This is a genomic window from Frondihabitans sp. VKM Ac-2883 (assembly GCF_015350875.1).
Lineage (GTDB): Bacteria > Actinomycetota > Actinomycetes > Actinomycetales > Microbacteriaceae > Frondihabitans.
The window spans coordinates 105,708-129,512 of sequence record NZ_JADKSF010000004.1 but is presented as its reverse complement, the minus strand read 5'-3'; the positions used below and the strand labels follow the sequence as shown (position 1 = coordinate 129,512).

General features: G+C 67.4%; 23 protein-coding genes. 1 reads left to right on the top strand and 22 read right to left on the bottom strand.

All coding sequences use genetic code 11. The annotated features are described in order from the left end of the window. Positions 1 to 2 precede the first annotated feature (2 nt). From ITJ49_RS09125 to ITJ49_RS17595, 7 genes are all read right to left on the bottom strand, one after another. Positions 3 to 569, bottom strand: a complete 567-nt coding sequence (locus tag ITJ49_RS09125) for a GDSL-type esterase/lipase family protein (RefSeq protein ID WP_055958446.1) — start codon at positions 567 to 569, stop codon at positions 3 to 5. Further along, on the bottom strand, positions 569 to 2,122 hold the full coding sequence (locus ITJ49_RS09120; protein ID WP_194604304.1) for an SDR family oxidoreductase: 1,554 nt from the start codon (positions 2,120 to 2,122) through the stop codon (positions 569 to 571). Before ITJ49_RS09120 ends, ITJ49_RS09125 begins: the two co-directional genes overlap by 1 nt. A gap of 95 nt (positions 2,123 to 2,217) precedes the next feature. Beyond that, on the bottom strand, positions 2,218 to 3,177 hold the full coding sequence (locus ITJ49_RS09115; protein ID WP_194604301.1) for a bifunctional riboflavin kinase/FAD synthetase: 960 nt from the start codon (positions 3,175 to 3,177) through the stop codon (positions 2,218 to 2,220). A gap of 5 nt (positions 3,178 to 3,182) precedes the next feature. After that, positions 3,183 to 3,656, bottom strand: a complete 474-nt coding sequence (locus ITJ49_RS09110) for a hypothetical protein (protein WP_194604298.1) — start codon at positions 3,654 to 3,656, stop codon at positions 3,183 to 3,185. Positions 3,657 to 3,768: 112 nt separating this feature from the next. Next, positions 3,769 to 4,128: a hypothetical protein gene (locus ITJ49_RS09105; protein ID WP_194604295.1), complete on the bottom strand. Its 360-nt coding sequence runs from the start codon at positions 4,126 to 4,128 to the stop codon at positions 3,769 to 3,771. Further along, entirely contained in the window at positions 4,125 to 5,033 is a 909-nt protein-coding gene (truB, locus tag ITJ49_RS09100; protein WP_370544440.1) for a tRNA pseudouridine(55) synthase TruB, read from the bottom strand. The genes ITJ49_RS09105 and truB overlap by 4 nt, the downstream gene beginning before the upstream one ends. A 31-nt stretch (positions 5,034 to 5,064) precedes the next feature. Continuing rightward, entirely contained in the window at positions 5,065 to 5,628 is a 564-nt protein-coding gene (locus ITJ49_RS17595) for a hypothetical protein (RefSeq protein ID WP_228514292.1), read from the bottom strand. Positions 5,629 to 5,651: 23 nt separating this feature from the next. Here ITJ49_RS17595 and ITJ49_RS09095 point away from each other — a divergent pair, with 23 nt between their 5' ends. After that, positions 5,652 to 6,521 (top strand): A/G-specific adenine glycosylase, encoded by an 870-nt coding sequence (locus ITJ49_RS09095; protein ID WP_370544439.1) that lies wholly within the window; start codon positions 5,652 to 5,654, stop codon positions 6,519 to 6,521. An 84-nt stretch (positions 6,522 to 6,605) separates the two neighbouring features. Here the strand turns inward: ITJ49_RS09095 and rbfA are convergent, their stop codons facing one another. From rbfA to ITJ49_RS09020, 15 genes are all read right to left on the bottom strand, one after another. Continuing rightward, a complete protein-coding gene (gene rbfA / locus ITJ49_RS09090; RefSeq protein WP_194604289.1) occupies positions 6,606 to 7,055 on the bottom strand; it encodes a 30S ribosome-binding factor RbfA in 450 nt (149 codons plus the stop codon). A 94-nt stretch (positions 7,056 to 7,149) separates the two neighbouring features. After that, entirely contained in the window at positions 7,150 to 9,945 is a 2,796-nt protein-coding gene (infB, locus tag ITJ49_RS09085) for a translation initiation factor IF-2 (protein WP_055958474.1), read from the bottom strand. Positions 9,946 to 10,097: 152 nt separating this feature from the next. Further along, positions 10,098 to 10,385 carry a YlxR family protein gene (locus ITJ49_RS09080; protein ID WP_194604286.1) on the bottom strand — a complete coding sequence of 96 codons (288 nt, stop codon included), beginning with the start codon at positions 10,383 to 10,385 and terminating at the stop codon, positions 10,098 to 10,100. Between the two features lie 81 nt (positions 10,386 to 10,466). After that, a complete protein-coding gene (gene nusA, locus ITJ49_RS09075) occupies positions 10,467 to 11,468 on the bottom strand; it encodes a transcription termination factor NusA (protein WP_055958477.1) in 1,002 nt (333 codons plus the stop codon). A 221-nt stretch (positions 11,469 to 11,689) separates the two neighbouring features. Then, entirely contained in the window at positions 11,690 to 13,447 is a 1,758-nt protein-coding gene (locus ITJ49_RS09070; RefSeq protein ID WP_194604284.1) for a proline--tRNA ligase, read from the bottom strand. Positions 13,448 to 13,488: 41 nt separating this feature from the next. After that, complete coding sequence (locus ITJ49_RS09065) at positions 13,489 to 14,394, bottom strand: hypothetical protein (protein ID WP_194604280.1); 906 nt, start codon at positions 14,392 to 14,394, stop codon at positions 13,489 to 13,491. Continuing rightward, positions 14,391 to 15,449 (bottom strand): VWA domain-containing protein, encoded by a 1,059-nt coding sequence (locus ITJ49_RS09060; RefSeq protein ID WP_194604277.1) that lies wholly within the window; start codon positions 15,447 to 15,449, stop codon positions 14,391 to 14,393. The genes ITJ49_RS09065 and ITJ49_RS09060 overlap by 4 nt, the downstream gene beginning before the upstream one ends. Then, on the bottom strand, positions 15,446 to 16,447 hold the full coding sequence (locus ITJ49_RS09055; protein WP_194604274.1) for a VWA domain-containing protein: 1,002 nt from the start codon (positions 16,445 to 16,447) through the stop codon (positions 15,446 to 15,448). Before ITJ49_RS09055 ends, ITJ49_RS09060 begins: the two co-directional genes overlap by 4 nt. Further along, on the bottom strand, positions 16,438 to 16,914 hold the full coding sequence (locus ITJ49_RS09050) for a hypothetical protein (RefSeq protein ID WP_194604271.1): 477 nt from the start codon (positions 16,912 to 16,914) through the stop codon (positions 16,438 to 16,440). The genes ITJ49_RS09055 and ITJ49_RS09050 overlap by 10 nt, the downstream gene beginning before the upstream one ends. Then, positions 16,901 to 17,788, bottom strand: coding sequence for a DUF58 domain-containing protein (locus ITJ49_RS09045; RefSeq protein ID WP_194604266.1), 888 nt, complete (start codon positions 17,786 to 17,788; stop codon positions 16,901 to 16,903). The genes ITJ49_RS09050 and ITJ49_RS09045 overlap by 14 nt, the downstream gene beginning before the upstream one ends. A gap of 4 nt (positions 17,789 to 17,792) precedes the next feature. Further along, positions 17,793 to 18,839, bottom strand: a complete 1,047-nt coding sequence (locus ITJ49_RS09040) for an AAA family ATPase (protein ID WP_370544457.1) — start codon at positions 18,837 to 18,839, stop codon at positions 17,793 to 17,795. A 41-nt stretch (positions 18,840 to 18,880) separates the two neighbouring features. Then, positions 18,881 to 20,029, bottom strand: coding sequence for a flavodoxin-dependent (E)-4-hydroxy-3-methylbut-2-enyl-diphosphate synthase (gene ispG / locus ITJ49_RS09035; RefSeq protein ID WP_194604263.1), 1,149 nt, complete (start codon positions 20,027 to 20,029; stop codon positions 18,881 to 18,883). A 63-nt stretch (positions 20,030 to 20,092) separates the two neighbouring features. After that, positions 20,093 to 21,469 carry a site-2 protease family protein gene (locus ITJ49_RS09030; protein WP_194604260.1) on the bottom strand — a complete coding sequence of 459 codons (1,377 nt, stop codon included), beginning with the start codon at positions 21,467 to 21,469 and terminating at the stop codon, positions 20,093 to 20,095. A 93-nt stretch (positions 21,470 to 21,562) separates the two neighbouring features. After that, complete coding sequence (gene dxr / locus ITJ49_RS09025) at positions 21,563 to 22,642, bottom strand: 1-deoxy-D-xylulose-5-phosphate reductoisomerase (protein ID WP_194604257.1); 1,080 nt, start codon at positions 22,640 to 22,642, stop codon at positions 21,563 to 21,565. A gap of 139 nt (positions 22,643 to 22,781) precedes the next feature. Beyond that, the gene (locus ITJ49_RS09020) at positions 22,782 to 23,789 is read right to left on the bottom strand and encodes an FKBP-type peptidyl-prolyl cis-trans isomerase (protein ID WP_194604255.1); all 1,008 of its coding nucleotides are present in this window, start codon (positions 23,787 to 23,789) and stop codon (positions 22,782 to 22,784) included. Between the last annotated feature and the right edge of the window lie 16 nt (positions 23,790 to 23,805).

Here is a 23,805-nt window from a genome sequence, read left to right as displayed (position 1 = left end):
GACTACGGCTGGCGGATGATCGTGATGGGGCGGCTCATCGGCGGCTCTTCGCGCAGTCGCTCGAGCCCTGGGCGGAGCTCGTCGAGCCAGGCGTCGTACCCGGCCTGCGTCAGGTGGAGGCCGTCGTCGGTGAAGTCGGGGTTCAGGATCCCGTCGGTCGCCAGAGCGGGCCAGAGGTCGAGGTACTGAGCGCGGACGGTTGCTGCGAACTGTCGCAGGTGTCGGTTGGCGTCGCGAATGCGGTCGCTGAACTCCGGTTGGCGCGGCGCGATGGACTGCAACAGGAGCCGGACGCCCGGCAGCATGCGACGCAGATCCACGAGGATCGTCTCGACGGCGCGCACGACCTGTTCGACCGACCGCTTGGAGGCGAAGTCGTTGGTGCCGATGAGGAGAACGATCGAGTCGGGGTCGGCTGCGACCACCGCGTCGAGTCGCGCCTGGACATCGGCGGTCGTGTCGCCCCCGACTCCGAGGTTGACGACATCGTCGCCCGGGAACCAGGCCTGCCAGTCACCGCCCTCGGTCAGACTATCTCCGAGGAATACCAGCTTCTCGCTCATCGTCATCAAATACCCTTCTGCGCGGCGACATCGGCCCGAGTGGCTTCGGTGCCATCGGCAACCGTGCCCTGCTCGGCCGTTGCGGCGATCCTATTCAGCATGCCCGAGAAGATGACCCCGTGGAAGGGCAGGATCGCGAACCAGTACAGTCTGCCGCTCAGCCCCTGTGGAAAGAACACGGCGCGCTGGCGGTAGTGAGAGCCGCCGGGGCGCTCCTCGACGAACATCTCGAGCCAGGCCTTGCCCGGCACCTTCATCTCGGCGCGGAGGCGGAGGAATCGGTCCCGGTCGATCTTCTCCACACGCCACCAGTCCAGGGCGTCGCCCGGGCGCAACGAGGTCGCGCTCCGCCGCCCGCGCCGCAGCCCCACTCCCCCGACCAGCCGGTCCATCCACCCTCTGGCGGCCCAGGCGAGCGGGAACGAGTACCACCCGTTCTCGCCACCGATGCTCTCGATGACCTTCCACAGTTCTTCCGGGCTGGCCACCGTGTCGCGCTCACGATCGTCGGTGTAGACGGTGTGCCCCGACCAGTCGGGGTCGCTCGGAAGCGGATCGCTCGGGGCCCCGTAGATCGACGAGTCCTGCCAGCTCGTCTCGACCTCGCCGTCTTGCATCTTGCCGAGCGCGAGGCGCACGGCACGACGGTAGCCGGTCAGTCCGCCCTCCGGGGCCGGAATAAGGGCCTCGATGTCGTTCTCGCGCACCACGCAGTCGTACTGGAGCGACTCGATGATCGGCACGGCAAGGGCGCGAGGAATGGGCGTGACGAGGTTGACCCACTGCGAGGCGAGCCACGGGGTCAGCACGGGAAGAGGGGCGATGGGCCGCTGCTTGAGACCCGCCTCGACCGCGTAGCCGTTCATCATCTGGCCGTACCGCAGCACGTCGGGGCCGCCGATGTCGAACGTGCGGTTGACGTCGGCCGGCGCGTCGGCCGAACCCAGCAGGTAGTGCAACACGTCGCGGACGGCGATCGGCTGGATGAAGTTGCGCACCCACTTGGGCGCCGGCATGTAGGGCAGCACGTCGGTCAGGTGACGGATCATCTCGAACGAGGCCGAGCCGGATCCGATCACCACTCCCGCCTGGAGGGCGACGGTCGGCACACCGCTCGCCAGAAGCGTGTCGCCCACCTTTTTGCGTGACTCCAGATGACGAGACAGGTCGCCCTCCGGGTGGAGCCCGCCGAGGTAGACGATCCGCTTCACACCTGCCGCGGCGGCTGCGGTGGCGACCGTCTGCGCGGCCTGGAGTTCGGCCTTCTCGAAGTCGCCGCGACCAGCCATGGCGTGCGCCAGGTAGTAGACCACGTCGACGTCCACCATCGCCGCACCGACCGACTCGCGCTCGGTCAGGTCACCCTGGGCGACCTCGACGGTGTCGGCCCACGGAACACCGATGAGCTTGTCCGGGTTGCGCACGAAGACGCGCACGTCGAAGCCCGCCTCGACGAGACGGGGGGCGAGGCGTCCGCCGATGTATCCGGTGGCTCCGGTGACCAGGGCGCGTCGACCCGTTCCGGTGACCGCGCTGGATCCTGAGTTCTGTGAGGGCATTCGCTCACGGTACGCCGTTGCGCTGCGGCTGGAGTCAGGCACGGGGCCTCGGAAGACGCCAGAATGACCTAGGGTCGGCCGCGAAGCGGCGGGGGTTACAACAGCAGGCCGCGAACCGTCTCGACGTCGTTGGCCATCTGAGCGATGAGGGCGGGCATGCCGTCGAAACGCAGATTGCCGCGCAGGTACCGCACGAACTCGACGGTGATCTCTGCTCCGTACAGGTCGGAGTCGAAGTCGAGCACGTACGCCTCGACCTGCTTCTCGGGCACACCGTCGAACGTCGGGTTGTTGCCGACCGAGACGGCCGCCGCGCGAACGGTTCCGTCGATGATCACCCGGGCCGCGTAGACCCCGTCGGCCGGCACGAACCCCTCGCTGCGGGGCTCGATGTTCGCCGTCGGGTAGCCGAGCTCGCGGCCGCGCTTTTCGCCGTGCACGACCACCCCGCGAACCGAGGGAGCACGTCCGAGCAGCACGGTGGCCTGGTCGATCTTGCCCTCGTCGAGGAGCTCACGGATCCACGTCGACGACACCCGCCGCTCGGGCCCGTCGGGATCGCCCGGGACGGTGAAAGCGGGGATGAGGACGTCGGGGATGAGTTCGACATCGAAGCCTCGACTCCGACCGAGCTCTCGAAGCACGTCGACCGTGCCGCTGCCCCGCACTCCGAATCGGAAGTCGGAGCCGACCAAGACGACCTCGGCTTGGAGCGCGCCGACGAGGATCCGGTCGACGAACTGCTCCGGGCTGAGCAGTCGGAGCTGCTCGTCGAAGGTCAGCAGGAGGGTAGCCTCGACACCGGTGCCGTCGAGCAGCTCGCGCTTCTGGCGGTTGCTCGTGAGGGCCGCGGGAACGGAGCCCGGGTGCAGCACGGCGAGAGGGTGCCGGTCGAATGTCACGACGGCCGAGACGAGATCTCTCGCTCGAGCGACGTCTTCGAGGGCATTGATCACCGCGCGGTGCCCCAGGTGCACCCCGTCGAACTTGCCGATCGTCACAGCCGAGGGCCCGAACCCCGGCGGGACTTGGTCGACGCCCGCGAAGAACTCCACGGCGCTCAGGCGTCCTGGACGGCCGGATCGTCGGCGGCGACCTCAGCGTTGTGGCCGGGGCGCGTGTGGCGCAGCCAGAGCATTCCGAGAATGGGGAGCACGAGAGGCACGAAGCCGTAGCCGATGCCGAAGTAGCTCCACACGGTGGCGTGATCGGAGTGCGCATACTGCGAGCTCGGAACGAACACCGACGGGTCGATGATCGACAGCAGGCCCACGAGCACGACGCCGACGAATTCGAAGGAGATCGTTGCCCACGCGATGGCGAACCAGCGACGCCCGGGCATGATCAGCGCGATGGTCGCCATGATGTAGATGACACCGGAGAGGGCGCTGAGCGAGTAGGCGAGCGGAGCTTGGTCGAACTGCGTGCTGATCTGGAACACCGACCGTGCGGTCGCCGCCAGAGCGAGGATCGCGTAGACGGCGATAAGGACGCGGCCGATGCCGACTGCTCGTGTTGAAGTCTTCTGAACCATCACGTCCTAGGATATGGCCCCGGCGGCATTCGGGGTGACCGGTGCGCTTTCGACTCAAGCGCGAGTCTTAATGGACGGGCGCGAGGCAGGGCCGCGACCTCGTCGCGCGGGACTACGCAGTCCAGATCTGGAGCATTCTCACGATCATCACGGCGACCGCGAACGCTCCCGCCCCCATGACGACGTTGCTCCAGCGCGATCGGTCGACGAGCGCCCACACGACCGCCAGAGGGGGAAGCAGCAGGGCGACCACGAGGTAGATGTAGAACTCGACGACGCTGCCGGTCGCCTGGTTGCCCGCGAACGGTGCGGCGATCGCGACCACCAGCTGCACCAGCAGGAGCACCTCGATCAGCGCCATGGCGCCGACGGTGTAGTCGTTGGGCTGGCGCTTGGCCAACCCCATGACGATGCAGAAGAGGGCGACGCCGGTGGCGATTCCCGCTTGCACCCAGGTGAACCAGTCGATCATGCGCGTACCTCGTCGGTGGGAAAGTTGATGATCGGCTTGGCGCGCCCCTGAGTCACTGAGACGAGCCCCAGAAGGCGGCCCTCGGGGGTGATCGCGGCGATGGGGCCAGGCGTGTCGTCGCGCTCGACCTCAAGCTTCTTGCCGTGGCCGAGGTCGATGGTCTGCTGGGCATCGAGCTGGAGGACGTCGAACAGGATCCTGGCCACGTCTGCGGGCTTTTGCAGGCGGGCATCCACGGCGTCGGCATCGAGGTCGTCGACGGCCACGCTTCCGTCGACGCCGAACGGGCCGATTCGCGTGCGCCGCAGGGCGGTCAGATGCCCACCGACTCCGAGAGCCGACCCGAGGTCGCGCGCCAGAGCCCTGATGTACGTTCCCGAGGTGCAATCCACCACGACGTCCAGGTCGATCACCGGTGTGCCCTCGTGGGTTGCGTCTCGCCGCTCAACGACGTCGAAGCGCGAGACGGTCACCGGTCGGGCCTTGAGCTCGACGTCGATGCCCTGCCTGGCGAGGTCGTAGGCACGTTTGCCGTCGACCTTGATGGCGCTGACGGTGGTGGGCACCTGCAGGATGTCGCCGGTCAACGGAGTCATGGCCTCAAGGATCCGATCGCTCGCCAGGTCGGCAGCCCCAGACACCGAGATCACCTCGCCATCGGCATCGTCACTCGTGGTCGACACACCGAGCCGGATCGTCGCCTCGTAGGTCTTGTCGAGGCCCACGACGAACGTCAGGAGCCGCGTCGAGGAGTTGATGCCGACGACCAACAGGCCTGTCGCCATCGGGTCGAGCGTGCCGGCATGGCCGACCTTGCGCGTATCGGCCGCCTTCCGCACCCGGGAGACGACGCCGTGGCTGGTGATGCCCTGCGGCTTGTCGACGAGAAGAATGCCGCTGTTCACGGGGCCCGAGTCTACCGGCTGCCCGAGGCGGTCAGCAGGCGTCGTCGAACAGGCGGCGCGGGTGCTCTGGATCGGTGTTGTCAATGACGGCCTGCGCGCGACGGCGACCCGCGGGGCTCCGGTCGGCGGTCTCGCCGCCCTCGACCCAAACGGAGTAGTTCCAGAGCACCGACAATTCATCGCGACCACGAAGAGCGTCGTCGACGATCAGGACGGCATCGTCGGGGCCCGTCACCCAGGTCGGTTCGAACTCCCGGTCGGCCGCCGCGTCGAACGCCGCGGGCACCCAGGATGTGCTCCCGCCGAGGCGGAACGGCTCGATCAACATGCGGCGGAGCTTGGAGACATCGACGGCGCGATCGTCTTGCAGGCGCTCCCGCTCGGCGCGCGGCAGCAGGAAGTCGCGCAGCGAGGCTCGGAACCCGGCGTGACCGGCCTCGGCCACTGCCTGGACCAGGTCGTCCGCAAACGCCGCCGCAGCCTCGCTGTCGGGCCCGTCGACCGCGATGAACGTGCGCCCCCGCCCGTAGTTGTGGAGGATCTCGTCCGCCAACGCGCGAACGGTGTCTTTTTTCTCGGGTGCCCAACGGATCATGCGGCAAAGCCTAGGCTCGTCGAGTGACAATCTCCCCCGCGATCGTGGCCTGGTTTCGTGAGAACGGCCGCGACCTGCCGTGGCGGCGGCCCGGCTTCTCTCCGTGGGGCACACTCGTCAGCGAATTCATGCTGCAGCAGACGCCCGTGGTCCGCGTCATCCCGAAGCTCGAAGCGTGGCTGGAGCGCTGGCCCACCCCGGCAGCACTGGCCTCCTCCCCCGCCTCGGAGGCGGTCCGCGCGTGGGACCGCCTCGGCTATCCCCGGCGCGCCCTTAACCTGCACGCCTGCGCCGTCGCCATCACCGATCAGCACGGCGGGGAGGTGCCCTCCGACGTCGACGCACTTCTCGCCCTGCCCGGCATCGGGGACTACACCGCTCGGGCAATCGCCACCTTCGCCTTCGGGCTGCGTGTTCCCGTCGTCGACACCAACGTTCGCCGCGTGCTCGCCCGAGCCGTCGAGGGTCGGGCCGAGCCGGCCTCGCCGAACGCCAAGCGCGATCTCCCCCTCATGGAGTCACAGCTCCCGGACGACCTGGCCCTGGCCCACGACACCAACGCCGGCGTCATGGAGCTCGGTGCCCTCGTCTGCGTGGCACGAAACCCGCGCTGCGATGACTGCCCGCTGCGCGATCAGTGCGCGTGGGTGCTGGCGGGCAAGCCGGCGCACGAGGGGCCCGCTCGACGCACACAGAAGAAGTACGAGGGATCGGATCGCCAGGTGCGCGGACGGATCCTCGGTGAACTGCGCGCCAGCGACATCCCTGTCACGGCCGCCGACGTCGATGCCGTCTGGCCCGACGAGGTGCAGCGGGCGCGAGCACTCGCGAGCCTGCTGCGCGACGGGCTCGTGGCGGGCTCAGCAGCGACCGGCTACACGCTGCCGGAATGAGAAAACCCGCACGAACGGCACAGCCACCCCGGCTAGGCGGAGGGTCTGTGCCGATCGTGCGGGTCTGTGCCCTAATCTCTCGGGCTAGCGCTCGTCGGGCTCGTCGTCGGCGATCTCGCGCGGCTTGACGTACGGATCTTCGTCGCCCGCGTACTTCGCCGACGACGCCAGCGACTGGGCCGCAGCGTCGCGCTCGCGTGCCTCGATCAGGAGCGCGTCGATCGCCGCTGCGTTCTCGGGGATGCCGTCGGGGATGAACTCGAGCGACGGCGTCAGTCGAGCCGTGATGTTCTTGCCGACCTCGGTGCGGAACATGCCCGTTGCCGACTTGAGAGCCGCAGCCGTGTCGGCCCGCTCCTCGTCATTGCCGTAGACCGTGTAGAAGATCGAGGCGTGCTGCAGATCGCCCGTGACCTTCACGTCGGTGATGGTGACGAAGCCGATGCGCGGATCTTTGATTCCGCGCTCGAGACGTCGGGCGACGATCTGCTGAATGCGATCGGCCATCTTGCTGGCGCGCTGTGCGTCGACCATGGTGTGCTTCTTTCTTCGTGCCGGGAACGGGCCCGCTGGATCGAAGGATCCGGCGGGCCCGCTCTATTGCTCTCGTGAGAGGCGCTGCCACCCGTTAGACGCGGGGCTTCTCGACCATCTCGGTGGTTTCGATCTCGTCGCCGATCTGGATGTCGTTGAACTTGCCGAGACCGATACCGGCCTCGAAGTCAGTCCGCACCTCGGTGACGTCGTCTTTGAAGCGACGCAGCGAGTCGATGGCCAGACCGTCGGCGATAACGACACCGTCGCGGATGACCCGCGCCTTGGCGTTGCGCGTGATCGTTCCGGACCGGACGATGACACCGGCGATGTTTCCGACCTTGGAGGAGCGGAAGATCTCGCGGATCTCGGCGACACCCGACTGGACCTCTTCGAACTCGGGCTTGAGCATGCCCTTGAGCGAGTTCTCGATGTCTTCGATCGCGGCGTAGATGACCGAGTAGAAGCGGATGTCCACTCCTTCTCGAGCAGCACGCTCGCGCGCCTTCGTGTCGGGCCGGACGTTGAACCCGATGATGACGGCGTTGTCGACCGTTGCGAGGTTGACGTCGCTCTCGGTGACGGCACCCACACCACGGTGGATGATGCGCAGCTGCACGCTGTCGTCCACCTCGATCTTGAGCAACGACTCTTCGAGTGCCTCGACGGCACCGGAGACGTCACCCTTGATGATGATGTTGAGCGCTTCGACCTTGCCCTCTTCGAGTGCGCGGGTGAAGTCTTCGAGCGAGATCCGCTTGCGGGCCTTGGCCAGCTGGGCGTTGCGCTCGACGGCTTCGCGCTTCTCGGCGATCTGACGGGCCGTGCGGTCTTCTTCGGTGACGAGGAAGGTGTCGCCGGCACGAGGAACGCTCGAAAGGCCCTGCACCTGAACCGGACGCGAGGGGTAGGCCTCGTCGACCGGGTCGCCGTTCTCGTCCATCATGGCGCGGACGCGGCCATAGGCCGTTCCGGCCACGATGGCGTCTCCGACCCGCAGGGTACCGGACTGGATGAGGACGGTTGCGACGGCACCGCGACCCTTGTCGAGTCGCGCCTCGATTGCGATACCACGAGCATCTTTATCGGGGTTCGCACGCAGGTCGAGACCGGCGTCGGCGGTGAGAAGAACCGCCTCGAGCAGCTTGTCGATGTTTTTGTGATCGCGAGCCGACACGTCGACGAACATCACGTCTCCGCCGTACTCCTCAGCGACCAGACCGTATTCGGTCAGCTGCTGACGGACCTTCGCCGGGTTGGCGCCGTCTTTATCGATCTTGTTGACCGCGACCACGATCGGCACGCCGGCCGCCTGGGCGTGGTTCAGGGCCTCGACCGTCTGCGGCATGATGCCGTCGTCGGCCGCCACCACGAGGATCGCGATGTCGGTGACCTGGGCACCACGAGCACGCATGGCGGTGAACGCCTCGTGACCCGGTGTGTCGATGAAAGTGATGGCGCGCTCGACGCCCTCGTGCGGAGCCCACACCTGGTAAGCACCGATGTGCTGCGTGATGCCACCGGCTTCGCCGGCGACCACGTTGGCATTGCGGATCGCATCGAGGAGGCGCGTCTTACCGTGGTCGACGTGACCCATGACCGTGACGACGGGTGGACGGATCTCGAGAACGGATTCGTCTTCGTCGTCGAGCTCCTGCTCGAGGTCGATGTCGAAGCCCTCGAGGAGCTCCTTGTCTTCGTCTTCGGGCGAGACGACCTGGATCGAGTAGCCGAGCTCTTCGCCCAGCACCTCGAACGTGGCCTCGTCGAGCGACTCAGTCGCCGTCGCCATCTCACCGAGGTGGAACAGCACGGTGACCAAGTTGCCGGGGCTGGCATCGATCTTGTCGGCGAAGTCGGAGATCGACGCACCGCGGCGCAGTCGGACTACCGTCTTGCCGTCACCGCGGGGAACACTGACGCCACCGAGCGACGGCGCCTGACGCATCTCGAATTCGGCCCTCTTCGTCCGCTTCGACTTGCGCGCCTTGCTCTTGCCGCCACCGCGACCGAATGCACCAGCGGTACCACCACCGGGGCCACGGCCACGACCGCCGCCACCGCCGCCGGCAGGGCGCGGAGCGCCGAAGCCGGGACGGAAACCACCGGGAGCACCAGCACCTGCGCCAGCACCGGCTGCACCGGGACGCTGGAAACCGCCGCCGCCGGGACGACCGCCGGCACCGGCCGGACGCTGGCCGAAGCCACCGGGTCGAGCGGGGCCGCCGGGACGAGGAGCACCTGGACGGGGAGCACCGGGGCGAGGTGCCTGCGGGCGCGGGCCCGCTGCTCCGCCGGGACGGGGCATGCCGGCCGCGGGAGCGCCGGTACCGCCCGGACGAGGAGCGCTCGGGCGCCCCATGCCCTGGTTGGACGAGTAGGGGTTGTTGCCGGGGCGCGGGGCGCCGGGGCGGGGCCCACCGGGAGTCGGGGCGCCCTTGGCCGCGGCCGGCGCATCGACGTCGGCCTTGGGGGCGTTACGAGCAGCCTCGGCCTGAGCTTGACGCTCGGCGACCGTGAGCGGGGCCGGGGTCACGACGGCGTCGGCCGCAGGGGCCTCGGCAACGGGAGCCTCGGCGGGGGCGACGGTCTCTTTGGGAGCCGCCGGGCCGGGGGTCGGCGCAGCCGGGCGAGGAGCACCCGGGCGAGGGCCGCTGGAAGCGGGAGCCTTGGTGGGCGTCGCCGCTGCGGCGGCCGGAGCCTTGGCGGCGGGGGCATCGGCCGGCTTGGCCTGCCCGGCGAACGCAGCGCGGAGCTTGCGTGCGACTGGGGGCTCGATGCTGGAAGACGGGCCCTTGACGAACTCGCCCATCTCTTTCAGCTTCTCGAGCGCGATCTTGCTTTCAATACCGAGCTCGCTTGCGATCTCGTGTACGCGTGGTTTAGCCACTGTTCTCCTGTCTCGGGCCTCCACCCGGATAGGAGGAAGCCATTAGTGCTGGACGCAACTCATTTCGAGGTGCTCATTAGTTGTCCATAAGCCGATCAGCCTGTTCTTTCGGCGGCCGGGCGAGGTGCCCGGACGCGTGGTCGTAAGGGTTCTTACGGGAGGGATGATTCGTTGGGGTTGTCGACGCTCTGCTCGTGCCGTTGCAGGTAGAGGAGCAAGTCGCCAGTGTCGGGTTCTGCGTCGAGCCGGAGCGCTCGGCGAAAAGCCTTGCGCCGGACGGCCGTCTCGTAGGCCTGCATCGTTGGCATCAACCAGGCGCCCCTGCCCGGTTCGGTGGCCGACGCATCTGCGATAACGCGGCCATCCCGGGCGACGACCCTCAAGAGAGAGGACCGTGGAGCGCGCGTTCGAGTACCGATGCACGTTCTGACGGAATCCATACTACTCCCCTGAGCCCGTGGCGCCAGGGACGCCACGGGCGAACGAACTCCATTATCTGCAGATCGAATCGGTCGACGGCCTTAGTCTTCGAGGATCGAGTCGGGCTGGATGTCGATGCGCGCACCCGTCAACTTCGCCGCCAGGCGGGCATTCTGCCCTTCCTTGCCGATGGCCAGCGACAGCTGATAGTCGGGCACGAGGGCCCGGACGGCCTTGGTGGCGGCGTCGATCACGAAAGCGCTCGACACCTTGGCGGGCGAAAGAGCGCTGGCGACGAACGTCGGCAGGTCGGGCGAGTAGTCGACGATGTCGATCTTCTCGTTGTTCAGCTCGGCCGTGACCGCGCGCACTCGCTGACCGAGCTCGCCGATGCAGGCACCCTTAGCGTTCACACCGGGCTCTGTCGCACGGACGGCCATCTTGGTGCGATGGCCCGCCTCGCGAGCGAGCGAGACAATCTCGACGACGCCCGACGCGATCTCAGGGACCTCGAGTGCGAAGAGCTTCCGCACCAGCGAGGGGTGGGTGCGAGAGACCGTCACTGACGGACCCTTCAGGCCTTTGGAGACGCTGGTCACGTACACGCGAATGCGGGTGCCGTGCGCGTAGTTCTCACCGGGCACCTGCTCTTCGGGAGGCAGGATCGCCTCGAACGAGCCGAGGTCGACGTGGATCATCCGCGGGTTCGGGCCCTGCTGGATGACGCCGGCGACGATCTCGCCCTCGCGCCCCTTGAACTGACCGAGCACCTTGTCGTCACCGATGTCGCGGAGACGCTGGTTGATGACCTGCTTCGCTGCGAAGGCAGCGATTCGGCCGAAATCGTCGGGCGTCTCGATCGCCTCTCCGACGACCTCGCCGTTCTCGTCGCGCTCGATCGAGAAGACGGAGACATGACCGGTCTTGCGGTCGAGCTCGACACGAGCGGAGGGCGTCGACGGGTGAGAGTCTGCGCCCTCGGACTGGTCTTCGTGTTTGAGGTAGGCCGTGAGGATGGCCTGCTCGATGATCTGCACCAGTTCATCGAAGGGAATCTCGCGTTCGCGCTCCATGAGTCGCAACACGCCAAGGTCGATATCCACTTGGAAAGCCTCCTTTTTTAATTGTCGCGAATATGGCGGTGGCCGATTCGCAGACCTCAGCCTACCGGGTTGGAGGGTGACGGCCGAACAGCGGGAGTAGAGGGCGGCGGGCACGGCAGATGGCCGGGTTCACGACGCTGAAGGGTCGCTCCGTTCCCTTCGGACTCCCCGTGGCGGAGAGGCTTAGGGCGAAAAGGGCGCTTCGCTGCCTTCGCCCGAACCTAGGCGCGGGGCGCAGTCAGCGCGGCGACGGCCTCGGCGATCGGCACCGGCGTCCGCTCACCCGTGCGGCGATCCCAGAGCTCGACGATGCCCTCACCGGCGCTCCGACCGACGACGACGATCTGCGGGACTCCCAGCAGCTCGGCGTCACCGAACTTGACTCCGGGCGACACCTTCGGACGGTCGTCGAAGAGCACGTCGAGTCGAGCGCCCTCGAGCGCCGACACCAGCTCTTCGGCGACCTCGTAGACCACCGCGTCTTTGCCGGTGGCGACGACGTGGACGTCGAACGGTGCGACGTTCTCGGGCCAGATCAGGCCCTTGGCGTCGTTGTTCGACTCGGCGATGATGGCGAGGATCCGCGTCACCCCGATGCCATACGACCCCATCGTGACGGTCACCTGCTTGCCGTTCTCGTCGAGCACCTTCAAGCCGAGCGCTTCGGCGTACTTGCGGCCCAACTGGAACACGTGGCCGATCTCCATGCCGCGAGCCGTCTCGATCGGGCCGGAGCCATCGGGAGCGGGGTCGCCCTCGCGCACCTGGGCGGCCTCGATGACGCCGTCGGCTGCGAAGTCGCGACCCATGACGAGGCCGGAGACGTGCACGCCCTCGGCGTTGGCTCCGGTGACCCAGGCGCTGCCCGTGACGATGCGGGGGTCGACGTAGTAGGGGATCTTGCTCTCGGATTCTGCCCCGAGCACCTGCGGCCCGATGTAGCCCTTGACCAGCAGGGGGTTCTTCGCGAAGTCAGCGTCGCCCGCCGCCTCGACCTCGGCGGGCTGGAAGGCGACCTCGAGGCGCTTCATGTCGACATCTCGGTCGCCGGGAAGCCCGACGGCGACGATCTCACGGGTGCCGTCGAGGTGGGTCAGGGCGACGATGACGTTTTTGAGGGTGTCGGATGCCGACCATTCCCCCGTCGCCCGGGGGTGGGCGGCGTTCATGTGGGCGACGAGCGTCGCGATCGTGGGAGTCTCGTGCGGATCGAGCTCGGTCGCGGGCGCGAGGCCCTCGATGGGGATGCTGTCGGGGACGATCGTCGTGAAGGCCTCGACGTTGGCCGCGTAGCCGCCCGCCGACCGGACGAACGTGTCTTCGCCGACAGGGGTGGGGTGCAGGAACTCCTCGCTGCGGGAACCGCCCATGGCACCGGCATCGGCCTTGACGATGACGTATTCGAGCCCGAGGCGCGCGAAGATCCGCTCGTAGGCGTCGCGCTGCTTCTGGTAGCTCGCGTCGAGCCCGGCATCCGACGCATCGAACGAGTAGGCGTCTTTCATCGTGAACTCGCGGCCGCGCAGGAGACCGGCGCGGGGGCGTGCCTCGTCGCGATACTTGTCTTGGATCTGGAACAACGTCAGGGGCAGGTCTTTGTACGACGAGTAGAGATCTTTGACGAGGAGCGTGAACGCCTCTTCGTGCGTCGGCGCCAGCAGGAGGTCGGCGTCTTTGCGGTCTTTCAGGCGGAACATGCCCTCGCCGTACTCCGACCACCGGCCGGTCGCTTCGTAGGGCTCACGGGGCAGGAGGGCGGGAAAGTGCACTTCTTGAGCGCCGGCGGCCTGCATCTCGTCGCGGATGATGGCCTCGATCTTCGCCTTCACCTTGAGACCGAGCGGCAGCCACGCGAAGATACCCGGGGCCTGCCGACGGATGTATCCGGCGCGCACGAGCAGGCGGTGGCTGGTCACCTCGGCGTCGGAGGGATCTTCACGAAGCGTGCGGACGAAGAGCTGAGAAAGACGAGTGGTCACGCGCCAAGCCTAGCGAGGCCGAGACCGGGCCACCGCGCCCGCTACCAGGGCTTGCCGGAGTAATCGCCGTCGTTCTGGTCGAACTGCCGGTTGCGATCGTTGTTCTCCTGCTGCTGCTTTTGGGCGTCGCCGTTCTGCTGCTGCAGCTGGTCAAGCGGGTCTTTGCCGGAGCTACCAGACGAGCCGTCGCCGTCTTGGCTGTCGCCCTGACCAGAACCGTTGGACCCTGACCCGGAGTCACCCTGGCTGTTCTGGTCGCCCTGCCCCTGGTCGCCCTGGTTCGAGCCGCCCTGCCCTTGGCCGCCGTCTTCTCCGCCGGAGCCCTGCTGCTTCTGTTGGAGGCGCGCCTTCTCATCGTCGAGCGGCTTCTTGGTGGGAGGGGTTCCGGCGCCGTCGGAGTTGTCGAAGCAGCCGTCGGGCGAAGCGTCGATGAGTGCGAGCGCCTCGGTGTAGAACTTCGTCGAGCTCGTCTGGTCGCCATCGAGGCGCGCGCTGTCACCCTGTTGCTCGACGACGAGCGCGAGGTTGGTGCGGATCTTGCAAACCGCCCGGACGTTCGCGACCGGCACCAGCTGCAGAGCCCGCTCGAACTCACCACGGGCATCGACGATCACGCCGACCCCGGCAAGCCCGGTACCGCGCTCGAAGTGGCGCACCCACGGCTCGATGACGTTGATGGGAGCGAGGCCGTCGCTGATTGTCGTGGTCTGCTCGTAGGCACCGCGATCGTACGTCGCCTGAGAGAGCGCGGCCAACGTGGGCAGGCTGAGCAGTTTGAGTGCCACCAGCACGATCAGAGCCACGGGAACGAGCGACCACCAGAGGAGTCGATGGCGATACCGCCGACGGTAGGCGGCGAGGTCGGCCGGAACCTCCGGCTCCGAGACGTCGTCGATGCCGTCGGGCGGCGGGGGCGGTGCGACCTGCGGCAGAAGTGTCGTGCTCATCGGCGAACACCTCCGGCCGGTTGCGTTCTCGAATCCGCGCTGGTGCCGACGCGGGCCGGGCGGATGTCGCCGAGAGCGCGGGCGACGACGGCGATCTCGATGAAAAGCAGCAGGAAGAGCGGAATGGCGAGGATCCAATACAGGTCGCGGGTGTTCTCCGTGCGTCCCGCAGAACTCACCACGTGGCCCTTCTTCTCGTCGTCGACGACGGAGGCGAGCGACGTACTCGACTCGCGGTGCAGATAAGGCACGCCGAGCTCGGAGGCGATGGCCTCGAGGTTGGGCTGGTCGATTTTCGAGATCGCATCGGGCGAACCGGCGGCGGTCCGGTCTTGGATGTACCCCTTCTGCGAGTACTGGTCTCCGTAGCCGTCGAAGACCTTCATGCGGCCGCCGGCCGCCGTGCCGTACCCGAGGACTCCCCCGCCGTCGGTGGCGTCGCGCGCCGAAGCGAACGAACCGGGTGCCGCCTCGACCGTCTGCTCGCCGTCGCCGAGGTAATAGACGACGTTCGCGCGTCGGGGGTCGCTCTTGTTAGCGGCCTCGAGCTTTTCGGTCAGCAGCGACGAGGCCACTGAGATGGTGCTCCCGTGGGAATAGGTCGTGATCTCCTGTCGCATCGACTTCACCGTCGAGACGACGGCGGACGAGTCGTCGGTGAGGGGCACGCGCTGTAGGGCGTCGGAGTCGAAGGTGATCAGCGAGAAACGGGCCCCCGCGAGCTCGCCCGTGAGAGCCTCGATGTCGCTCCGCATCCCGTCGAGGCGGGGCTTGGAGCCGTTCCAGTCTTCGGCAGCCGAACTCGACGTCGTGTCGACCACGAAAAACACGTTCAGCTCGGCCACCGAGGCCTGCGAGGTGCCGCCCGGGATCCCGGGGCGTGCGGCGATGACGATCAGGAGCGCCACGACCACCCCGCGACGGACCCAGGCGAGCGCCAGACGGCGACTTGACCGCTCGGCGACGATGCGCCAGGCAACGAAACCGAGGAGGACCACGGCAGCGATGACGAGCACTGGGAAGGGAAGCACGGGCTTGAAGACGAGGAAGCTCACAGGCGCACCCTCCAGAGCAACCCCAGCGCACCCATCAGGAGCAGAAGAGCGGAGATGGCGAAGGGCGCCGGGTGATCCGCGATGACGAGACGCTTGGCACCCGTGAAGAGCCCGGCCTCCTGCGCGTCGATCTTCTGGACGATCGACGGGACCGTGTCGCTCGATGACAGCCCGTAGAAGCCGCCCCCGGTGGAATCGACCGCCGTCTTGAGTTCTGTGGCGACTTTGTCGGGCGAGCCGTCGGCCGAGTAGTCGACCGGATCGATCGCGTAGACGCGCACGTCGCGCTTCTTGGCGAGGGCGGCGCCCTGCGTGAGCGTCAGGATCGGGTTTCCGTTGACGTAGTTGTCGGTGGCCAGCACGATCGACTTCGGGCGCTTGCCCGAGTCGTCGCCGTCGAACCCCAGTACGCACGACGCGAGACCGTCTCCGATCAGCGAGGCGCCCTGGCCGAGGTCGGTGCCCGTCCAGTAGCGAAGTCCGCTCTCGCCCTGCGACCGGAACGAGTCGCGGTAGCTCGTGAGCTGGCTGCGCACGTAGTCGTAGTCGTCGGTGAGCGGAAAGACCTGCACGGCCGAACTGTCGAAAACCGTCAGGCCGATCCGCTCGCCGTCGAGCCCCTTGGCCAGGCTAGCGAAGGTGTCGACGATGCGCGCGTCGACGTCGGTCATCGAGCCGGACACGTCGAGGCAGAGCATGATGTCGCGCTTGTACGACTGAGGCTCGACGACGTCGCGACTGGCCACGCGGGAGGAAAGCAGCACTCCCGCACCCGAGGCGACGACCACCACGACGAGCAGGGCTGACAGGAGCGCTCGGTAACGACGGAGGACGCGGCGGTACTCCGGCAGCTCGGTGAGCCGCTCGCTGTGGGCGACCGGAGTTCCGTCGCGGTGGAGCCGCTCCCGAGTGCGGCGGCGCCAGCGGACATAGACGAACGCGCCGACGAGGGCGGCACCGATGGCCGCGAGGGGCATCCACCAGAAGATCAGCTCCACGAGTGCACCACCTGACGCGCCTCGGCGATCGCGGCATCGGGATCTCCCGGGTGTTGCTTCTGGAAGGCGGGCGGGTAATTCCGCTCCACTGCGCGAGTCACCGACGGCAACGGCGTGCGACGGAGGTCGTCGAGCGTCATGACCTGCGCGTCAACCCCGGCCGCCTCGGAGGCGAAGAAGCGGAGCAGCAGGCTGAGGCGGCTGTGCACGGCACGCTCGTCGAGACGCCCTGCGGAGGACTCCGACCCGACCTCATCGATCATGGCGGAGTACTTCCGCTGGAGTTCACGGAGATCGACCCGGGGTGCCGGGCTTTCGACAACCGGCCGAGGGACTCTCGTCGCGGAGAAGCGCACGACGAAGACGTACCAGGCGGCGACGAGCGCCAGGAGGAGAACGCCGGCGACGAGATAGAGCACCCAGCGGTCGTACTGGGTGGGGCCGAAGAAGCCCCTATCGCCCAGCACGGCGCTGCTTCTCGAGAAGGGTGAACAGGCCGGCGACAACCTCGCCCTGTGATGCGACCCGGTGGCTCGTGACGCCCAGCTGACGCAACTCGTGCTCGGTCGCCTCGACGGTCGTGGCCGCCGTCTGCTCGAAGAGGACCTGGAGCGATCGGTTAGAGCGCACGTACGCCGGAAGCGCCGCCACCTCCTGCACGTCGTAGACCGGCGCGCCCGTGGTCGCGCGGCGCATGAGGTCGGCATCCCCGATCGTCAGCCAGAGGAGTTCGTGGCGGACGCGAAGCCGACGCAGTGCGGAAACGTGCTCGTCGGTGAGTCGCCCGTCGTCGGTGACGATGAGGACCATCGACCGGGTGGTCAGTCGGCGAGCAACGTGCTCGAGCAGCCCCAGGACGTCGCTGCGGGGAGCATCGAGAGTGATGCGCTCGTCGACGAAGCGCAGGAGACGCTCGAGATGCTCGTCTTTCTGGCCGGACGGAAAACTTTGGACGCCGCTCTCGTCGCCGACCACGAGCGAGACGACGTCGCCGTGACCGGTGGCGATCAACGCCAGAGCGCCCGCCGCCATGATGGCGATATCTTTTTTCGCTTCCCCGCTCTCGGCGGTGGCCGCCATATTGCGACCGGTGTCGACGACGAGCACGAGGCTGTGCCGACGCGACGCGATGTAGCGCTTGACAAGGGGCTCGCCGTGTCGCGCGGTCGCCTTCCAGTCGATGTCTTTGACCTCGTCGCCGGGGACGTAGGCGCGCAGATCGTCGAAGTCGTGGCTTCGACCCCGGTGCACCGACGCGTAGCCGCCCTCGAGCAAGTCGAGGGTTTTTCGAGTCGCGAAGAGGCTCATCTTCGTCTTCACCCGGAACAGGAGGCCCGCCATGAAGCTACGGCGTCTGAACGGCGCCGAAGATGGCGTCGATGATCGTCTCGGGGCGCACCTCGTCAGCTGCGGCTTCGTAGCCGAGGATCAACCGGTGCCGGAGAACGGAGTGCCGCAGGTGTTTGACGTCTTCGGGGATGACGTAGTCACGCCCATTCAGGATCGCAAGGGCACGGGCGGCCCGGGTGAACGCAATGCTGGCGCGGGGGCTCGCCCCGAACTGCACGTAGTCGGCCATCGTGCCGGGGATATAGCCGTGCGGATGCCGGGTGACGTAGATGACCTGGACGACGTAGTTGACGATCGACTGGTCGATATAGACGCGCTTGGCGACGTCTTGCAAGAACGTCACGTCGTCGAGGTGGACTCCCGTCGACTCGGCCGCCGAGGCGTCGTCGTACACGCCCGTCTCGATACGGCGGATGATCTCGGCCTCTTCGGCCGGCGACGGGTAGTCGAGGATCTCTTTTAGAAGGAACCGGTCGAGCTGTGCCTCGGGCAGCTGGTACGTGCCCTCCTGCTCGATGGGGTTCTGCGTCGCGAGCACCAGGAACGGCTTAGGGAGCTTGTAGACCGTGCCGCCGATCGACGTCTGCTGCTCTTGCATGGCCTCGAGCATGGCGCTCTGCGTCTTGGCGCTCGACCGGTTGATCTCGTCGAGCAGCACAAAGTTGGAGTGCACGGGGCCGAGCTGAGTCACGAACGTCGACGACTGGGCGTCGTAGATCTGCGTGCCCGTGATGTCGCTGGGGAGCAGGTCGGGGGTGCACTGGATTCGCCGGAAGCTCGCGTCGACCGCCTGCGCCAGTGTCTGGGCGGCGGTGGTCTTGGCAAGGCCGGGCACACTTTCGAGGAGGACGTGACCACCCGTGATCAACGCGATCATAAGCGACTCGCGAAGACCCTCCTGCCCGACGACCTTGGCCGCGAACGCCTTCGACACCCGGGCGACGACCGCTCCCGCGCGCTCGAGCTCGGCAGCGCTGACGGGGGCTGGATCGGCAGCCACGACAGGAGCAGCCGTGACAGGAGCAGCCTCGGCAGCAGTCACCCCGTCGGCCGGAGACGCGGGAGTGGTAGTCGCGGCGTCGGTCACGCGGTGATGACCTCCGGCGAGCCGAGCTCACCCGGGGGCATCTCGGCGGCGAGACGGTTGGCCTCGCGGATGAGCGTCTCGACGATCTGGTCTTCAGGGACCGTCGCGATGACCTCGCCCTTGACGAAGATCTGGCCCTTGCCGTTGCCCGAAGCCACACCGAGGTCGGCGTCGCGCGCCTCACCCGGACCGTTGACGACGCAGCCCATGACGGCGACGCGGAGCGGCACGGTCATGCCCTCGAGGCCGTCGGTGACGTCGTTGGCGAGCTTGTAGACGTCGACCTGAGCGCGACCGCAGCTGGGGCAGCTGACGATCTCGAGCTTGCGCTCGCGCAGGTTGAGCGACTGAAGGATCTGCAGACCGACCTTGACCTCTTCGGCGGGCGGAGCGCTGAGCGAGACGCGGATGGTGTCGCCGATGCCCTCCGAAAGAAGGATGCCGAAGGCGGTCGCACTCTTGATGGTGCCCTGGAACGACGGGCCGGCCTCGGTGACACCGAGGTGAAGCGGCCAGTCGCCTCGCTCGGCGAGCAGGCGGTAGGCCTTGACCATGACGATGGGGTCGTTGTGCTTGACCGAGATCTTGAAGTCGTGGAAGTCGTGCTCTTCGAAGAGACTTGCCTCCCACACAGCGCTCTCGACGAGCGCCTCGGGGGTCGCGCGACCGTATTTCTGCATGAGGCTCGGCTCGAGCGAACCAGCGTTGACGCCGATGCGGATCGAGACGCCAGCGGCCTTGGCGGCGGCGGCGATCTTGCCGACCTGGTCGTCGAACTTGCGGATGTTGCCCGGGTTGACGCGAACTGCGGCGCACCCGGCGTCGATCGCTGCGTAGACATAGTTGGGCTGGAAGTGGATATCGGCGATCACCGGGATGTTGCTCTTCTTCGCGATGATCGGCAGCGCTTCGGCGTCGTCACGGCTCGGCACGGCGACACGCACGATGTCGCACCCGGAGGCCGTCAGCTCGGCGATCTGCTGGAGCGTCGCGTTGATGTTCGTCGTCGGGGTCGTACACATCGACTGGACGCTGACGGGGGCGCCGCCACCGACGAGCACCTTGCCGACCTTGATCTGACGCGTCTTACGACGCGGGGCAAGGGTTTCGGGGATTTTGGGCATTCCGAGATTGACTGCAGGCACGTTCCACATCGTAAGCCCGGCGCCCGACAATCGGCTCGACGCCGAGGCCGGTCTCTCGAACCCTCAGCCGATCGAGATCGGGTTGACGATGTCGGCGTAGAAGAGCAGCAGGCTCATGGCACCGAGGATGGCGACCACGGCGAAGGTCAGGGGGATCACCTTGGCCGTATCGACAGGCCCCGGATCCTTGCGTCCGAAGAGCTTCGCGAAGAAGCGACGCACGCCCTCGATGATGGCCCCCGCGACATGGCCGCCGTCGAGCGGCATGAGCGGAATCAGGTTGAAGACGAAGAGCGCGACGTTCAACGAGGCGAGCAGACCCACCAGCACACTTGCGCGGTCGAGCACGGGCACCGAGTTGAGGCTCGCCACGTCGCCGGCCATACGGCCGACGCCCACGACGCTGACCGGGCCGTTGGGGTCGCGCTCTCCGCCGCCGAATGCCGCCTGCGCTACTCCGATCAGGCGCTGCGGCAGGTTCAGAATCAGGTGGCCGACAGTGGCGATGTTGCTGCCGACTGCCGGCAGCACGGCCGACACGGGCGACTGCTGCCGCTCGTAGACCGAGCCGATGCCGACGAATCCGACCTCCTCGGTCTCTTTCGCCCCCGACGAGTCGGTGACGTAGTTGCCGTTCGCGTCGGTCACGTAGCGCTTCGTCAACAGCGGGGTGATCTTCAGCGTCTCCCGCGCGCCATCGCGAAGCACGACCATGTCGACCGTCTTGCCGGACGACTTCTGGATGATCGACGTCGACTGATCCCAGCTCGAAACGGCCGTGCCGTCGATGCTCAGGATCCGGTCGCCCGCCCGGATGCCAGCTGCTGCCCCGGGCGACTGGGTGGCACCCGCGGGGCACGTCGTCTCGGTCGACCCCGCCGGCAGCACACACGCCGAGACCGACCCCACCGTGGTCGTCGGCTGCTGCGTGCCGATGCCGCAGAGCACGGCGGCGAACAGCACGATGGCGATGAGCAGGTTCATGACGGGCCCGCCGAGCATGATGACGATGCGCTTGGGCACTGCGAGCCGGTAGAAGGTGCGCTGCTCCTCCCCCTCGTCGACGGTCTCGGCGCTGGCAGTGCGGGCGTCTTGCACCAGAGTCTGGAAGACGCCGGTCGTGGCGGTGCGACCCGCCGCGACTCGGTGCTGCTCACCAGGTGCGCCGAGGGCGTCTTCCGCGACCTCGGCGGTCTTTTGCGGTGGGAACATGCCCGACATCGAGATGTAGCCGCCGAGAGGGATCGCCTTGACCCCGTACTCGGTCTCGCCCTTCCTGCGCGAGAAGATCGTCGGCCCGAAGCCGATCATGTACTGGCCCACCTTCACGCCGAACGCCTTCGCCGGAATGAGGTGGCCGATCTCGTGCAGGCCGATCGACACGATGAGGCCGACGACGACGATCAGGATGCCGACGATATAGAGCAGGACTGTTTCCACGTAGGGCACAGTACGGGACGGAAGGCATGAACGAGCCGCAAGGCCGCTGAGCCTCGCGGCGGGTCGGCGGATCCTTCGATCTCGCGACCCGAGTCAGCGGGAGCCGAGGATCCGATCCGCCGCCGCTCGAGCCCAGCGCTCGGCATCGAGCACACCCTCAAGCGTCAGCTCCGCCGGCTCGTGCAGGTCGACCACTGCCCGGATGGTGTCGAGGATGTCGAGATAGCCGATGCGGCCGGCATGGAAGGCGAGCACGGCCTGCTCGTTGGCGGCGTTGAAGACGGCCGGGAAAGTCGCCCCGGCACGGCCGACCTGTTTGGCCAGATCGACCGAGGGGAACGCGGCGGAGTCAAGGGGCGCAAAAGTCCACTCCGAGGCGGTCGTCCAGTCGAGGGGCCTGCCGACGCCCGGCACGCGGTTGGGCCACGCCATGCCGAGAGCGATCGGCAGGCGCATGTCGGGCGGCGACGCCTGGGCGATCGTGGAGCCGTCGACGAACTCGACCATCGAGTGGACGATCGACTGCGGATGCACCGTGACGTCGATCCGGTCGTAGTCGATGTCGAACAGCAGGTGCGCCTCAATCACCTCGAGACCCTTGTTGACGAGAGTGGACGAGTTGGTGGTGACGACGAGGCCCATGTCCCAGGTGGGGTGAGCGAGGGCTTCTCGCGGTGTGACGTCTTTCAGTTGGTCGCGGGTCCTTCCGCGGAACGGGCCGCCCGACGCCGTCAAGACCAGGCGGCGGACCTCCTGCTGCGTGCCCGAACGGAGCGCCTGCGCGATCGCGGAGTGCTCGGAGTCGACGGGAACGAGCTGACCGGGTGCCGCCTTCGCCTTGACGAGGTCGCCGCCGACGATGAGGCTCTCCTTGTTCGCCAGGGCGAGAGTCGCCCCCGATTCGAGAGCGGCCAGGGTCGGACCGAGCCCGACCGAGCCCGTGATGCCGTTCAGCACGACGTCGGTCTCGACGTCGTGGACTAGAGCCACCGACTCGGCCGTGCCCAGAGCCGTGTGCTCGACGCCGAACTTCGCCGCCTGCTCGGCCAGCAGCTCGGCGTTCGTGCCGGCGGAGAGACCGACGATCTCGAACAGGTGCGGGTTGGCTTCGATGACTTCGAGGGCCTGGACCCCGATGGAGCCGGTGGATCCGAGAACGGTGACGCGTCGCATGCAGTCAGCCTATTGCGGGCGGCTGGTCGGCCCCGTCTTTCGGTCTTGGCACCGTCTTTGGGTCTCGGCACCGTCTTTGGGCGGTGTTCGCGTCGAGACCCGGTGTCGAGAAATCCGCCAGCACCTCAGGTCGAGGTGATCAGCCCTGCGCGAGGATGTCGACCACGAAGACGAGCGTGTCGGTTCCCTTGATGCCCGCGGTCGTGTTTCCGGCCGAGCCGTAGCCCTCGCTCGGCGGCACGATCACGACGACCTGCGATCCGATCGTCTGACCGACGACAGCTTTCTTGAAACCGGCGACCACCTTGTCGGCCGAGAACGAGGTGGGCCCGCTCCCCCAGCTCTGGTCGAACACCTCGCCGGTGCGCCAGAGCGTGCCCTGGTACTGCACGGTGACCGTCGCGCCGCTCTTGACGATGGCGCCGTCGCCCTTCTTCAGCACCTCGAGCTTGAGCGACTTCGGCGCCGTGGTCTTGGGAATCGTGACGGTCGGCTTGCCGTCGGCTGCCAGTTTCACGGCCGGGAATCCGCTCTTCGGCGCCACGGTCGTGCCGGTCGCCTTCGTCGGCACCTTCGACAAGATGTCCATGACGATCACCATGTCGTCGCCGGCAGCGACGCCGAGCGACTCGTTGCCGGTCGTGCCGAACATGTCGGCCGAGTCGGCGACCGTCACAGTGCGGGAGCCAACCTGGGCGCAGTGCATGCCGTCGACGAGGCCTGCGAGGTAGAGGTCTTTCGAGACCGTGAACTGGGTGGCCGCGGAGCCCGAATAGCCGGCGGTGGAGATCTTCTTGCCGGTCTTGGCGTCGTAGATGGTGAAGGCGACGTCGAGGAGGGTGCCGGTAAGGGCCTTCTCGCCGAATCCTTCGATCACGGTCGACCGCTGGGTCGACGTGACCGACAGGCCCTTGTCGAACTTCACGGTGGGAGCGGCGTCGAGCTTGCCGGTGACCTTGACCGACTTCGAGGCAGTACCCGCGGAGGGCGCCGTGCACGACGACTGGGTCTCGGCGGCAGCGGTCGACGACGGGTTCGGGGTCGACGTCGAGGTGGCAGAGGTGCTCGGGGATCCTGAGCAGCCGGCCAGGGCGACGGCGACGGCGGGAACGAGAGCGAGAGCGGCGAAGGCGGAGAGTCTGGGCATCGCCAGCCAGTGTCGC